Genomic DNA, 13,632 nt, shown 5'->3' with positions numbered 1-13,632 from the left:
GCAGCCCTGAATGAACGCGCCGTCGCCTCCGCCGACGCATCCACTCGCCGACGCGCTCGCGCATCCCGCCGCGTCCGCGCCGGGCGAGCCCCTGCGCGAAGCGCTAGCGGGTACGTCCGTCCCGGGTGTCGACGCAACGACGTGGACGCTCATCGATTCGACGCTGGCATCGCTCGCCACGCTGGGGGCGGACGGCGAGATGGTGGCTGCCGCGCTGGTGCATGACTGGCCCGGCCTCGGCGATGCGCTGGGTGCGGGCTTCGCCACGCGCTTTCCCGCCGTCATTGCCCTGGTCGACAGTCAGCGCGCCGCCGAGCCTGTGTCCGAGCTGCACGCCAAGCATCCCGGCGGTCGCGGCAGCGAGGGCCTGCGTCGACTCCTGCTCGCAATGGTGCGCGATCTGCGCGTCGTGCCGATCCTGCTCGCCCGGCAACTCGCGCGACTGCGTCAAGCGCCGTCATTGCCGGACGATGACCGACGCGCGCTCGCGGCACTCACCCGCGACATCCACGCACCGCTAGCGAACCGCCTCGGCATCTGGCAGCTCAAATGGGAACTCGAGGACCTCGCATTCCGTTTCCTCGAACCCGCCACGTACCAGCAGATCGCGCGCCTGCTCGACGAAAAACGCGTCGCACGCGAGCGCTATATCGAGGACGTCAAGGACACGCTGCGCAAGGGGCTGATAGCGCAGGGCATCGAGGCCGATGTAGCGGGTCGCCCGAAGCACATCTTCAGCATCTGGAAGAAGATGCAGCGCAAGAACGTGCCGATCAGCGAGTTGTACGACCTGCGCGCCGTGCGCGTTCTGGTCGATGACGTTGCCGCGTGCTACGCCGCGCTGGGCATCGTGCACGCGACATGGGTGCCGATCCCGAGTGAGTTCGACGACTACATCGCGCGGCCCAAGCGCAACGATTACCGCTCGCTGCATACCGCGGTGGTCGGCCCCGAGGGCAAGACGCTCGAGGTGCAGATCCGCACGCACGACATGCATCGGCAGGCGGAACTCGGCGTCGCCGCGCACTGGAAGTACAAGGAGGGCGGTGGCGGGCCCGGTGGTTCGAGCGGGCAGGCGACCGCCGCGTTCGAACGCAAGATCGCGTGGATGCGCCGACTGCTCGATGCTGCGGGCGAGGAGGGCGTGCTCGCCGGCGAACTCGACAGCGAACTCGTCGAGGACCGCGTGTACGTGCTCACGCCGAAGGGCGAAGTGGTCGACCTGCCGACGGGCGCCACGCCGCTCGATTTCGCGTATCACGTGCACACCGATGTCGGCCATCGCTGCCGTGGCGCGAAGATCGATGGCCGCATCGTGCCGCTCGATCACAAGCTGCGCAGCGGCGACCACGTCGAGATCCTGACCGGCAAGGTCTCGGAGCCGCGACGCGACTGGCTGGTCGCATCGAATGGCTTTCTTGCCAGCGCGCGTTCGCGGGAGAAAGTGCGCACGTGGTTCAACCGGCTCGATCGCGTGCGCAACGAGCAGGCCGGTCGCGAGATGCTCGAGAAGGAGCTGCGTCGGCTGTCGCTGCTCAATGCCGACCTTGCACCAGCGCGCGAACGTTTCCATGCGGCGACGGACGAGGACCTGCACGTGCTCGTCGCGCTCGGCGACGTCGGTCCGCATCAGGTCGGGCGCGTACTGCTCGAGCATGAGCGCGCGTCGCGCGATGTGGCGCCGGCGCCGGTTGCGCCGGCTGCAACGGAACGTCCAAAAGCCCGCAGTCGCGGCGGCGAGTTCACCGTCGAGGGCGTCGGCAACCTGCTCGTGCAGATCGCACGCTGCTGCCAGCCGCTGCCGGGCGAACCGATCGCGGGCTACCTGACCAAGGCGCGTGGCGTGAGTGTGCATCGGCCGGACTGCGCCGCGTTCCAGCGCCTCGCCGCATCGCAACCACAGCGCGTGTTGCCGGTCGAATGGCGACGCGCGGGCAGTGCGTACGACGTCGACGTGGAACTCGTCGCCATCGATCGGAAATGGCTGTTGAAGGAAGTCACCAATATCGTCGCGCAGAACGGCGTGGGCGTCGGGAGCCTTAATACCGAGCATGCGCGCGGAGGTTCGCGGGTGACGTTGCGGCTGCGACTTCGCGTGGCCGACTACGGCCAGTTGTCGACAGTTCTCGGGAAACTCGCCGCGATACCCGGCGTGGAACAGGCGCGTCGGGCCTGATCAGTCGAGTCCGAGCGCACGTCGCAGTGCGTCGCGTGCCGCATCCGCCGAGAAATGGCGACGCACGTTCTCCAGACCGTTGATTGACAGGCGCTGCCATAGCGCTTCGTCGTCATAGGCGCGCAGCACCGCTTCGGCGAATGCGTCTGGAGTATCGGCGACGAGCACATCGTCGCCATCGCGCAGGTGCATGCCTTCCACTGCGCATGAGCTCGCAACCACGGGCTGTCCATGCGCCATGCTCAGGTTGACCTTGCCCTTGACGCCGGCGCCGAAGCGCAGCGGCGCAATGGCGACGCGCACGCCGTCCATGAAAGGCGCGAGGTCGGGGACGTGACCGTGCAGGCGTACGCCTTCGACGCCGGCCAACGCCTGCACTTCGGAAGGCGCGCCCGCACCGATGCAATGGAAGACGAGATCGCTGCGTCGCGCACGCAACAGTGGCCAGGCCTCGCGAACGAACCATAAAACCGCATCGACGTTCGGCGGATGACGGAAGCCGCCGACGAAGACGAGATCGCGGCGCTCCCGGAATGGAAGGCCTGCGCCGGCGACATCGTGCACATTCGACACCACATCGACCGTGGCATCCGGTGCCTGACCTCTCAGCAGTTCGCGCTCGACTTCGCTCACAACCAGCGTGACGTCGCTCTCGCGAATAACACCAAGTTCCGCTGCACGAGTGCGCTCCGCAGCGCGCAGTGCGGCGGCATCGTTCGCCAGCTCCGCGGCGCGGCGTTCGCGCAGGAAGTGCAGATCGACCGTATCGAACACGACGCGCCCGTCCGGCATCGTCTTTCGCACGATGGGCCCGACCGACCTCGCGACCGGATAGCGGCACAGCCAAGCCGTGTCGAAGCGCTTGCCGTGCCGCCGCAGCCACGTCGCGATTCCGCCGGTCGATGACGAATCCCAGGCTTCGATACCGAGCGCGCGCAGTTGCGCGAGCGCCTCGTCGTCACGCCCCGGCCCGATCTGCACGAATGCGACGTGCACGCCAAGCGACGTCATCATCCGCATCAGGTTGATAAGGCGAAGCGAACCCGAATCGCGTCGCGCATCGGGCAGGTACTCGTCGACTACCAGCACGCCGCGACGGAACGCGACGGAATCGGGCTCAGCGCCGGGTACAGGCTGCGCGGCCAGCGCATCGCGCCATTTGTCGACGAACTTCGCACGATTCGCGATCTGGTAGGCCTTCATTCCATGACGGACATCGGTGCCCGCACTGATACCTTCGCAGTGCACGACAACCGACGCCGGCTGATAGCGCACGGCACGACCGAGCGCACGCACGACGAACGCGATATCCGTATCCTCGTAGTACGCAGGCCGATAGCGCGTATCGAAGCCGCCGATGCGTTCGAACAGCTCACGCGGGATCGCGATGGCCGCGCCCGAACAATAGTGCGCGTCGCGAACGACCTCGAAGCGCGGGTCGCGCGGATCTTCGAACCGTCCGTAATTCGATGCGCTGCCGTCGGCGAACACCAGCCCGCCGGCTTCCTGCAGGCGTCCATCGGGATAGACGAGTTTGGCGCCCGCAATACCCGTGTCGGGAAACGACTCGAAGGTCGACAGCAGTGCTTCCAGCCAGCCGGGCTGCGGCACGGTGTCGTTGTTGAGGAAGACGGTGACGTCGCCTTGTGCCTGCGCAGCGCCGTCGTTGCAGGCGTCGATGAAGCCACCATTCGCGGCGCGACGGATGTATCGCAGGCCTGCGATCTGCGGAAGTTGCGTTGACGTCGCGTCGGTCGACGCATCGTCGACGACGATCACCTCGTGCGGCGTCGATGACGGATGCTCGGCGAGCGCGCGCAGGCAGGTCAGCGTGTGCTCGACCTGGTTGAACACGGGAACGACGATGCTCGCGCGCGGCGCCTCGCTAGTTGCGAGCGCAAATGGCGCGAACGGACGCGGCGCAGGGTGGTAGAGCGCGGCGGACCGCGCACGCGGCGTCGGCCTGAGGTGGTCGCCGATGCGCCCCAGCGTCGGGCCGACGCCGCGCTGGCGCAGGCTGGTGCCGGCGCGGCGAGCGAGCCCGATTACCCGGACAAATGAGAAACGCAGTCCGTCCCAGCTCATTGGCCTGCGCGTCTTCCCATCCGGAGCGGGCTCCAACTGTGCGTGAACCGCGCGGGCGGCGCGGAGGGTGGGTCCGGGCGCCTGCGCTAGACTCGCGACAGCCGGGCGTCCGGCCCTTCATTCTCGCATTCCGTGGCCCGAATCGATTACGACGAAGACGATGACACCGCCGATGCCGGCGGGCGGCCTTCCTGGCGCCGCCGCCTGCTCACCGCCGCACTGGTGTTGGTCGGGCTCGCGCTGGGCTTCCTGATTCCGTACGTCACTTATCTGAACCACGAGGTGGGGCAGCGTTTCGGGCAGTTGCAGTGGCAGTTGCCGACGCGCGTGTACGCACGTCCGCTCGAAGTCGCGCCCGGCCAGGTCATGGACGCGGCGACGCTGAAGACCGAACTCGACGCCGCGGCCTACCACTCGGGGGACGGCGCGCGCGAAGGAACGTACGCGCAGGAAGGCGGTCGCTGGACGATCGCGTCGCGCGGTTTCGCCGACATCGACGGCGCGGTGCCGGCGCGACGCGTCGAAGTCACGCTGTCGGGCGGCAAGGTGATGGGCGTTCGTGACGCCGCGACGCATCGCGTCCTGCGCGCGCATCGCCTCGATCCCGCACGCATCGCGACGCTGTACGGCCAGAAGCAGGAAGAGCGCCGGCTGGTCCGCATCAACGAAGTGCCGGACCTGCTCGTCACCGGCCTGCAGGCGGTCGAGGACCGCGACTTCAACCATCACTTCGGCATCGACATCTCGGGCATGGCGCGCGCCGTGCTCGTCAACCTGCGTACGGGAGACAAGCGCCAGGGCGCCAGCACGCTGACGCAGCAGCTCGCGCGTTCGGGCCTGCTCGGCATCGGCCAGGAACAGACGTTCAACCGCAAGTTCAAGGAAATCATCTACGCGCTGCTGATCGAAGCGCGCTACAGCAAGAGCACGATCCTCGAGGCGTACTTCAACCAGGTCTACCTCGGTCAGCACGGTTCGCAGGCGATTCGTGGTGTCGCGGCGGGTGCGGAGTTCTGGTTCGGTCGCGATCTTCGCGACCTCAACACCGAGCAGATCGCGCTGCTGATCGGCATCGTGCGCGGCCCGTCGTACTACGACCCGCGTGCGCATGCGGATCGTGCGCTCGAGCGCCGCAATTTCGTGCTCGACAAGATGCTGGAGACGGGCCTGATCGAGCAGGCCGAGCACGACCGCGCGCAGAAGGCGCCGCTGGGCGTGACGCCGAATCCCACCAGCCTCGCGCCGAATCGCTTCCCGGCCTACGTCGACCTGGTGCGACGCCAGCTCGCACGCGACTTCCCGTCCGAAGGCCTCGTCGGCGCCGGGCTCAGCGTGATGACCGCGATGTCGCCGTCCGCGCAGGCCTATGCCGAAGGCGCGGTGACCAAGACGCTGCGACAGCTCGAATCACCGAAGCGTCCGCCGCTCGAAGCCGGCGTCGTCGTCACCGACGTGCACACCGGCGAAATCGTTGCGGCCGTCGGCGCGCGCGAATTCACCGAGCACGGCTTCAATCGCGCGGTCGAAGCGCAGCGACCGGTCGGCTCGTTGCTGAAGCCGTTCGTGTATCTGCTCGCGCTAGCCGATCCGTCGAAGTGGTCGCTCGCGAGTTACGTCGAGGACGCGCCGATCACGGTGAAGATCCAGGGCAGCAAGTCGTGGTCGCCGGGCAATTCCGACGGGCGCAGCCACGGCACGGTGCGCGTGATCGATGCCCTCGCGCAGTCGATGAACCAGGCGACGGTGCGGGTCGGCATGCAGGTCACGCCCCAGCGTTTAGCGGATCTGATCCGCACGCTCGCGGGCATCGAGATCGAGGGCAACGTCAATCCGTCGCTGATCCTGGGCGCGGTCGACGAAAGCCCGTATGCGATGACGCAGCTCTATCAGTTCCTCGCATCCGGCGGGCAGATCCAGCCGTTGCGCGCGGTGCGCGGCGTGCTGGATTCGAACGGTCGCGCGCTCAATCGCTACGACAAGGCCGCCGCGCCTGCGCAGCCCGGCGATGCGGTTGCCGCGCGGCTGGTGACGTACGCGATGCAGCAGGTCGTCAATCATGGCACCGCGCATCAGCTGATCACCGACGGCCGCGGCAACCTGTCGCCGGCGGGCAAGACCGGTACGTCGAACGACGGCCGCGACAGCTGGTTCGCCGGCTTCACGGGCGACCATCTCGCGGTGATCTGGGTCGGCAACGATCAGAACAAGATGACCGGCCTGTACGGCGCGACGGGCGCGATGCGTGTGTGGTCCGCGCTGTTCACACATCTCCCTACCGCGCCGCTCGCGGTGCCAGATGACGGCATCGACTGGGAATGGGTCGCCGGCAACAACACGACCGATCCGGGTTGCCCGGGCTCCGAGCGATTCCCGTTCGTGCCGGGCTACGCGCCTGGCCGCACTAACTGCGTCTACGGCTCGCCTCAGCCGGTATCGGACGGCAGCGATCAGGCCGGCGACCAGCAGCAGGACAGCGGTGGCGGTTTCTGGAATTCGATGTTCGGCGGCGGTCGCTCCAACGAGCCTGACCCCGCCAAGCGTGTTCCGCCGCCCACTGATGCCACGCCGCCGCCGCCACCGGGAGACGGTCGATGAAGCGTCTTTCGATTGCGCTACTGGTTGTGCTCGCGGGTTGCGCGTCAGAACCGGCGGCGCCACCTGCGCCGCCTGCACCGACGGTCGACGCCGCGGCAGTGGTCGCCGCCGTACGGGCCGCAGGTGCGGCCGTCGCGACCGAAGTCGAAGTGCAGCCGTTGCAGGATCCGCTGGTCGCCGACTTGCGCGAGCAGGCGCGTCGCGACGAACAGGCCGGGCGCATTGCCGATGCCGCGACCGCGCTTGATCGTGCGCTGGCCGAGCGTCCGCAGGATCCCGCCTTGCTGCAGGAACGCGCGGAAGTCGCACTGTTCGAACACCGCACCGATGCTGCGTTCGATTTCGCGCAGCGCGCGCATGCGGTCGGCCCGGCAGTCGGTCCGCTGTGTCGTCGATCGCTGGAAACACTGGTGCAGGTCGAGCGCATCCGTGCATCTGCCGGCGATGCCGCTGCGAATGCGCGCGCCGCCGCGTTCGTGCAGCAGCGCGACGCCTGCACGGTCAAGCCGCCGCCGCGCTACTGACATGACGTCGTCCCGCCTGGCCGATGCGAGCCGCGCGGCGCTCGCCGACGGCGGGCCGCTCGCGTCCGAGATCTCGAGCTTCCGCGCGCGTCCCGCGCAGCAGGACCTGTCCGCGGCGATCGCCGATGCGTTCGATTCGCGCGGCACGTTGCTGGCCGAAGCCGGCACCGGCACCGGCAAGACATTCGCCTACCTCGTGCCGGCGCTGCTGTCGGGTAAGAAGACGATCATCTCGACCGGCACGCGCGCGCTGCAGGACCAGCTCTACCACCGTGACCTGCCGCGCGTTCGCACCGCGCTCGGCGTCGGTCACACCAGCGCGCTGCTCAAGGGCCGCGCGAACTATCTCTGTCACTACCGCATGCGTCAGGCGCAGGGCGAGCCGCGCTTCACCAGCCGCGAACAGGTCGCGCAGTTCCAGCGCATCGTCTCGTGGTCGGGGCGCACGCGCATGGGCGACCTCGCCGAACTCGAGGACCTGCCCGAAGATTCGCCGCTGCATGCGCTAGTGACGAGCACCGCGGAGAACTGCCTCGGCACCGAATGCCCGTTCTATTCGGAATGTTTCGTCGTGTCGGCACGCCAGCGCGCGCAGGCCGCGGACGTTGTCGTCGTGAATCACCATTTGCTGCTCGCCGACCTCGCGCTCAAACAGGAAGGCTTCGGCGAAATCCTGCCGGGCGCGGAGGCGTTCGTCATCGACGAAGCGCATCAATTACCTGAGCTCGCCGCGCAGTTCTTCGGCGAATCGCTGAGTGCGCGTCCGCTGGTCGAACTGTCGCGCGATGCGTTGCTCGAATGTCGCCAGGTCACCGGCGCGCTGGCGACGGTGCAGGGTCCGGCAAACGATCTCGAATTCCGCGTGCGCCAGCTGCGCAGTGCGATGGACGAGTTGCCCGTGCGCGGCACGCGTCGTCGCGCGCAGGAAGCACCGGCGGTCGAAGCGGCGTTCGATGCGCTGGATGATTCGATCGCTGCGATGCAGGAGGCGCTGCGTCCGCTCGCGTCGACGTCACCGGGTTTCGATAGTTGTCTTGCGCGCGCGAACGAATTCCGCGAGCGCCTGTCGCGCTGGCGCAACGAGGCCGACCACGACACCGTCCAGATCGATGAGCCCGAAGTCGAAGTAGAAAGCGGCGACGACGGCGAGAAGCCGAAGAAGTCGCGCAACGACGGCAGCGTGCTCTGGTACGAACTCACCGCGCGCGGCTTCCGTCTGAGCCGCACACCGCTGGATGTCGCCGGCCCGCTCGCGCAGCACCGCGCACGCACGCAGGCCGCGTGGATTTTCACGTCGGCGACGCTCGCGGTCGGCGGCCGCTTCGAACATTTCTCGATCAAGCTCGGCCTGTGGCAGCCGCAGACGATGCTCGCGCCAAGTCCGTTCGACTGGAACGAGCAGGCGCTGTGCTACGTGCCGAAGAACCTGCCTGAACCGTCGGCGCGCGATTACACGCCGGCGGTGATCGACGCGGTGCGTCCGGTGCTGGAAGCGTCGGGTGGTCGCGCGTTCGTGCTGTTCGCGTCGCATCGCGCGTTGCGTGAAGCGGCCGAGCTGCTACGCAACGGCCCGTGGCCATTGTTCGTGCAGGGCGAAGCGCCGCGTTCGGTGCTGCTCGAGCGATTCCGCGCCTCCGGCAACGGTGTGCTGCTCGGCGCCGCGAGTTTCCGGGAAGGCGTCGACGTCGCGGGCGATGCGCTCAGTGTCGTCGTCATCGACAAACTGCCGTTCGCCGCGCCGGATGATCCGGTATTCGAAGCGCGCCTCGACGCGATCCGTCGCAACGGCGGCGTTCCGTTCCGCGACGAGCAGTTACCGCAGGCGGTAATCGCGCTGAAGCAGGGTGTCGGCCGCCTGATCCGCACCGAGACCGATCGCGGCGTGCTCGTGCTCTGCGACCCGCGCCTCGTGAATCGCCAGTACGGCACGACGTTCTTCAACTCCATGCCGCCGTTCCCGAAGACGCGGAATATCGAGCATGTGCGCGCGTTCTTTGGCGCGACAGCCGATCTCGCATCGCCGCAGCAGCCGCTGCTCGGCACCGCCTGAAGTGCGACCATCCGCGCCATGAAACTGCTCGCCTTCGAAACCGCCACCGAAGCCTGCTCCGTCGCGCTCGCCATCGATGGCGAGATCGTCGAGCGCTACGAGGTCGCGCCGCGTCGCCATGCGGAGCTTGCATTGCCTTGGGCTGATGCATTGCTCGCGGACGCGGGTATCGCGCGTGCGCAGATCGATGCCATCGCCGTAGGCCGCGGCCCGGGTGCATTCACGGGTGTGCGGCTCGCGATCGCGATTGGTCAGGGCGTTGCGCTCGGGCTCGATCGTCCGCTGGTGCCGGTGTCGACGCTGGCCGCGCTCGCGCTTCCCGCAGCGCGAGCGCACGCGGGCGAGCCGGTGCTCGCGGCGATCGACGCGCGCATGAGCGAGCTGTACGTCGCGCGTTTTCGATGGATAGATGACGAGCTCGTGTCACTTGGCGGCGAAGCTTTGATGACGTCCGAGAGCGTCGCGCTCGAAGGCGAAGGTTGGCATGGCGTCGGCACGGGTTTCGCCGCGCAGGACGGTGCGCTTGCTACACGTCTCGCGCCGCAGCTTGGCAGCATCGACGCAGCTGCATTGCCGCACGCCGCTGACATCGCGCGACTGGCATTGCGCATCGCCGCGCGTGGCGGGGCGATCGCGCCCGAACGCGTAGAGCCGGCGTATTTGCGCAACAACGTTGCACTCACGCTGATCGAGCAGCAGGCGCTTCGCGACTCGAAAAAGTGACGGCGCGCGTCGCGGCACGCTCGATGCGTTGCACGTATTGGCGCTCGTGGTATCACAGGCAAGAACGTCACGTCCTCTGAACTAAGAACGCGGAAAACACGTCCGCAACTGCTTCGCCGACAACTACAACCGATTAGTCGTCGACCATCCGCCCTTCAGGACGGAACCACCACGTGCGGGTGACGTGGAGGATGTCGGGATCCTCCTTCGTGTGCGGCAGCGGCGGGTAGGGCTCCGCAAGCCGAGCGATGCGCATCGCGGCATCGTCAAGCGCTGGAATGCCGCTCGACTGCACGATGTCCGCGCGCTCCACGCTGCCGTTGCGACGGATCGCAATGGTGATGACGACCTGTCCCGACAGGTGATGGCGACGGATCGCATCCGGGTAATTCAGATTGCCGACGCGCTCGACGCGATCAACCCATTCGCGCAGATACCCGGCCCACACGTATTCCTGCGTGCTGGCCGACACGAACTTGCGCTTCGGGCGTTTGGCATAGCGTTCCGAGCGCAGCTGGATTTCGGCGGCGAGGCGCGCCTGGCGTTCGTCGCGTTCGATGCGCGCGGTGCCGACCGGCGCAGGGATATCGGTCGGCGTCGGCGCCACCTGCGCCTGCGGTGCGACCGCGGGCCCACGCGTGCTGCTGACGATGCGCGCCTGCGGCGGTGGCGAGGGCGCAGGCGATTGCGCGCGCAATTCGCGCGGTGCGACGCCCGGTTCCGGCTGCGGCGATGCGCCGCTCTGCGCCTCATGCGGTCGTGACGTTTTCTCGTGTTCGCCGCCGCCCTGGTTGTTCGCCTGTGCGAGGAAGTCGGCCTGTTTCGGCGTCAGCGCGCTCTGCGTCTCGGTAAAGATCACATCGAGCGTCGGCACGACAGGCGCGGCTTTTTCCGGCGCGAAACCGATCGCGAGAATCACGAACAGATGCACGGCAAGCGAGATCGCCATGGTCCAGCCGAGCCGATGCGACTCGATCAGCGGCGCATCGTGCGCGGGTCCGACGACGGTCATGCGCTCAGCGCGCCTTCGCCTCGATCGCGTCGAACAGCAGCCCGGCGATGTTGAGCCCGAACTGCGTGTCGAGTTCGCGGATGCAGGTCGGGCTGGTGACGTTGACCTCGGTGAGGTAATCGCCGATCACGTCGAGCCCGACGAACAACATGCCGCGCGCTTTCATCTCGGGACCGACCTGCGCGGCGATCCAGCGGTCGCGCTCGCTGAGCGGACGGCCTTCGCCGCGACCACCGGCCGCGAGGTTGCCGCGGAACTCGTCGCCCTGCGGAATGCGCGCGAGGCAGTAGTCCACCGGCACGCCATCGACCAGCAGGATGCGCTTGTCGCCTTCGGTGATCTCTGGGATGTAGCGCTGCGCCATCGCCAGGTGCCGGCCGCTTTCGGTCAGCGTCTCGAGGATGACGTTGGTGTTCGGGTCGCCATGGCGGGCTCGGAAGATCGAGCGGCCGCCCATGCCGTCCAGCGGCTTGAGCACCGCATCACCGTGGTCGGCGATGAAGGCCTTGATGGCCGCGGCGTCGCGGCTGACCAGCGTCGGAGGGCAGCACTGCGGGAACTCCAGCGCCGCCAGTTTCTCGTTCATGTCGCGCAATCCGCGCGGGTCGTTGACGATCAAAGCGCCCGCATTCTGCGCAAGACCGAGGATCTGGGTGTCGTGCAGGTAGTCCGCGTCGACCGGCGGGTCCTTGCGCATGAGCACGACGTGACCCGTACCCAGCTCAACCTGTGACGCCTCTCCCAGTTCAAACCATCCGTTCGGATCATCGACGACACGGAGTGACGCGATGCGCGCCATCGCGCGACCATCGCGAACCGAAAGGCCTCCCGGCATCACGTACGACAGCCGGTGGCCACGCCGCTGGGCCTCCAGCAGCATCGCGAACGTGGAGTCCTTGGCGATCTTGATGGAGCCGATCGGATCCATCACGACGACGATGTCGAGGGGCATGGCTCAAGCCGCGGTCGGGGCTGCCGATGGTAACAGTGGGTCAGGCGACACCTGACCAAAAGTGCCACTTCTTCAGCTTTGTCGTGACGAAAATTGCCTGCTTGACATGCCCCACAGGGCTTGAAATAAAGGCTTCGCGCGCTGCCAGACGCAGCGCTGGGGGATTTACGAATGCAGGATGACGCCCGCACCGGCAGCCTGGGCGGCCTCAAGGTCATGGTCATCGACGACTCGAAGACCATTCGACGCACGGCCGAAACGCTGCTCAAGCGCGAAGGCTGCGACGTGGTGACCGCCTCGGACGGCTTCGAAGCACTGGCGAAGATCGCGGACCAGCAACCGCAGATCATTTTCGTCGACGTGATGATGCCGCGGCTCGACGGGTACCAGACCTGCGCGCTGATCAAGAACAACCAGAGCTTCAAGTCGACGCCGGTCATCATGCTGTCGTCGAAAGACGGCCTGTTCGACAAGGCGCGCGGCCGTATCGTCGGCTCCGAGCAATACCTCACGAAGCCGTTCACCCGCGAAGAACTGCTCGACGCGATCCGCAAGCACGTCACCGCCTGACCGGGGGGAAGGGCACCAATGGCACGCATTCTGTTGATCGAAGACTCGCCGACCGAGTCGGCGGTCATGACCCAGCTCCTGGAACGTAATGGCCACCAGGTCATGACGTCCGGCAGCGCCGAGGACGGCATCGAAACCTGCCGCCGCGAGCGCCCGGACCTCGTCCTGATGGACGTCGTCCTGCCGGGCATGAACGGCTTCCAGGCCACCCGCGCGCTGTCGCGCGACGCCGAAACCAAGGCTATCCCGGTGCTGATCGTCAGCACCAAGGGCATGGACACCGATCGCGCCTGGGGCCTTCGCCAGGGCGCGAAGGACTACATCGTCAAACCGCCGCGCGAGGACGAACTCATCGCGCGCATCAACGAACTGCTGGGCGCCTGACATGAACCTCGCGATGAGCCCGTTCGACGTGCTCGTCGACTACGAGCGCCGCTCGCTCGCGCACGTCGCGGGCCTGCCGGAGCAGCTCGACGCGCCGGGTCTGTGGCGCGGTGTCGGCTACCGCATCGGCTCGCGCCGCCTCGCCTCCGAATTCGGCGAAGTGCGCGAGATCCTGACCGTTCCCCAGATCACGCCGGTGCCCGGCACGCAGCCGTGGATGCTTGGCGTCGCCAACGTCCGCGGCCAGCTGCTGCCGATCGTCGACATGAAGCAGTTCCTGGAAGGCGAGCGCACCGTCCTGCACGAGAGCCTTCGCGTGCTGCTCGTGCGCCAGGCCGGCGGCGACGTCGCCGTGCTGGTCGACGAGCTGTTCGGCCAGCGTTCGTTCGTCGACGAGCAGAAGCTCGACGACGATGCGTTCGAGCCGCTGGCGCAGGGCCGCTACGCGAACTTCCTCGACCGCGCCTATCACCTGGGCGAGCACGACTGGGGCGTTTTCAGCCTCGACCGTCTTGCCCGTACTCCCGAATTCCGACAAGCCGCCGCCTGACGGCCCCGCTG

The 13,632-nt window shown here is 67.4% G+C and carries 11 protein-coding genes; 8 read left to right on the top strand and 3 right to left on the bottom strand.

Annotation, left to right across the window (positions count from 1 at the left end; genetic code table 11):
- Positions 1–10: 10 nt before the first annotated feature.
- Positions 11–2,176 carry a RelA/SpoT family protein gene (locus ACVWZN_RS09245; protein WP_456953551.1) on the top strand — a complete coding sequence of 722 codons (2,166 nt, stop codon included), beginning with the start codon at positions 11–13 and terminating at the stop codon, positions 2,174–2,176.
- Here the strand turns inward: ACVWZN_RS09245 and ACVWZN_RS09240 are convergent, their stop codons facing one another.
- Positions 2,177–4,261, bottom strand: coding sequence for a glycosyltransferase (locus ACVWZN_RS09240; RefSeq protein WP_456953550.1), 2,085 nt, complete (start codon positions 4,259–4,261; stop codon positions 2,177–2,179).
- A gap of 132 nt (positions 4,262–4,393) precedes the next feature.
- On the opposite strand from ACVWZN_RS09240, the gene mrcB reads away from it, so the two are divergent.
- Genes mrcB through tsaB form a run of 4 tightly spaced genes read left to right on the top strand, consistent with a single transcriptional unit; the run spans position 4,394 to position 10,153 of the window.
- Entirely contained in the window at positions 4,394–6,856 is a 2,463-nt protein-coding gene (gene mrcB, locus ACVWZN_RS09235; RefSeq protein WP_456953549.1) for a penicillin-binding protein 1B, read from the top strand.
- Positions 6,853–7,380 (top strand): hypothetical protein, encoded by a 528-nt coding sequence (locus ACVWZN_RS09230; protein WP_456953548.1) that lies wholly within the window; start codon positions 6,853–6,855, stop codon positions 7,378–7,380. Before mrcB ends, ACVWZN_RS09230 begins: the two co-directional genes overlap by 4 nt.
- 1 nt (position 7,381) lies before the next feature.
- Positions 7,382–9,430, top strand: coding sequence for an ATP-dependent DNA helicase (locus ACVWZN_RS09225; RefSeq protein ID WP_456953547.1), 2,049 nt, complete (start codon positions 7,382–7,384; stop codon positions 9,428–9,430).
- 18 nt (positions 9,431–9,448) lie between these two features.
- Positions 9,449–10,153: a tRNA (adenosine(37)-N6)-threonylcarbamoyltransferase complex dimerization subunit type 1 TsaB gene (gene tsaB / locus ACVWZN_RS09220; protein ID WP_456953546.1), complete on the top strand. Its 705-nt coding sequence runs from the start codon at positions 9,449–9,451 to the stop codon at positions 10,151–10,153.
- Positions 10,154–10,286: 133 nt separating this feature from the next.
- Here tsaB and ACVWZN_RS09215 read toward each other — a convergent pair whose 3' ends face one another.
- Positions 10,287–11,165, bottom strand: a complete 879-nt coding sequence (locus tag ACVWZN_RS09215; RefSeq protein ID WP_456953545.1) for an energy transducer TonB — start codon at positions 11,163–11,165, stop codon at positions 10,287–10,289.
- A 4-nt stretch (positions 11,166–11,169) separates the two neighbouring features.
- Positions 11,170–12,117, bottom strand: coding sequence for a glutathione synthase (gene gshB, locus ACVWZN_RS09210; RefSeq protein WP_456953544.1), 948 nt, complete (start codon positions 12,115–12,117; stop codon positions 11,170–11,172).
- Positions 12,118–12,288: 171 nt separating this feature from the next.
- On the opposite strand from gshB, the gene pilG reads away from it, so the two are divergent.
- Genes pilG through ACVWZN_RS09195 form a run of 3 tightly spaced genes read left to right on the top strand, consistent with a single transcriptional unit; the run spans position 12,289 to position 13,621 of the window.
- The gene (pilG, locus tag ACVWZN_RS09205; RefSeq protein WP_027081980.1) at positions 12,289–12,687 is read left to right on the top strand and encodes a twitching motility response regulator PilG; all 399 of its coding nucleotides are present in this window, start codon (positions 12,289–12,291) and stop codon (positions 12,685–12,687) included.
- An 18-nt stretch (positions 12,688–12,705) separates the two neighbouring features.
- Positions 12,706–13,071: a response regulator gene (locus ACVWZN_RS09200; protein ID WP_027081981.1), complete on the top strand. Its 366-nt coding sequence runs from the start codon at positions 12,706–12,708 to the stop codon at positions 13,069–13,071.
- Between the two features lies 1 nt (position 13,072).
- A complete protein-coding gene (locus tag ACVWZN_RS09195; protein ID WP_456953543.1) occupies positions 13,073–13,621 on the top strand; it encodes a chemotaxis protein CheW in 549 nt (182 codons plus the stop codon).
- Positions 13,622–13,632 lie beyond the last annotated feature (11 nt).

This window comes from Lysobacter sp. HA35, assembly GCF_054061195.1.
This window is presented reverse-complemented; position numbering and strand designations above follow the sequence as displayed.

What these genes read in the sequence shown, in the direction of transcription:
- ACVWZN_RS09215 (WP_456953545.1), bottom strand. Translation starts at nt 11,165, where the DNA reads ATGACCGTCGTCGGACCCGCGCACGATGCGCCGCTGATCGAGTCGCAT.
- ACVWZN_RS09245 (WP_456953551.1), top strand. Translation starts at nt 11, where the DNA reads ATGAACGCGCCGTCGCCTCCGCCGACGCATCCACTCGCCGACGCGCTC.
- ACVWZN_RS09225 (WP_456953547.1), top strand. Translation starts at nt 7,382, where the DNA reads ATGACGTCGTCCCGCCTGGCCGATGCGAGCCGCGCGGCGCTCGCCGAC.
- ACVWZN_RS09195 (WP_456953543.1), top strand. Translation starts at nt 13,073, where the DNA reads ATGAACCTCGCGATGAGCCCGTTCGACGTGCTCGTCGACTACGAGCGC.
- ACVWZN_RS09200 (WP_027081981.1), top strand. Translation starts at nt 12,706, where the DNA reads ATGGCACGCATTCTGTTGATCGAAGACTCGCCGACCGAGTCGGCGGTC.
- gshB (WP_456953544.1), bottom strand. Translation starts at nt 12,117, where the DNA reads ATGCCCCTCGACATCGTCGTCGTGATGGATCCGATCGGCTCCATCAAG.
- pilG (WP_027081980.1), top strand. Translation starts at nt 12,289, where the DNA reads ATGCAGGATGACGCCCGCACCGGCAGCCTGGGCGGCCTCAAGGTCATG.
- tsaB (WP_456953546.1), top strand. Translation starts at nt 9,449, where the DNA reads ATGAAACTGCTCGCCTTCGAAACCGCCACCGAAGCCTGCTCCGTCGCG.
- ACVWZN_RS09230 (WP_456953548.1), top strand. Translation starts at nt 6,853, where the DNA reads ATGAAGCGTCTTTCGATTGCGCTACTGGTTGTGCTCGCGGGTTGCGCG.
- ACVWZN_RS09240 (WP_456953550.1), bottom strand. Translation starts at nt 4,261, where the DNA reads ATGAGCTGGGACGGACTGCGTTTCTCATTTGTCCGGGTAATCGGGCTC.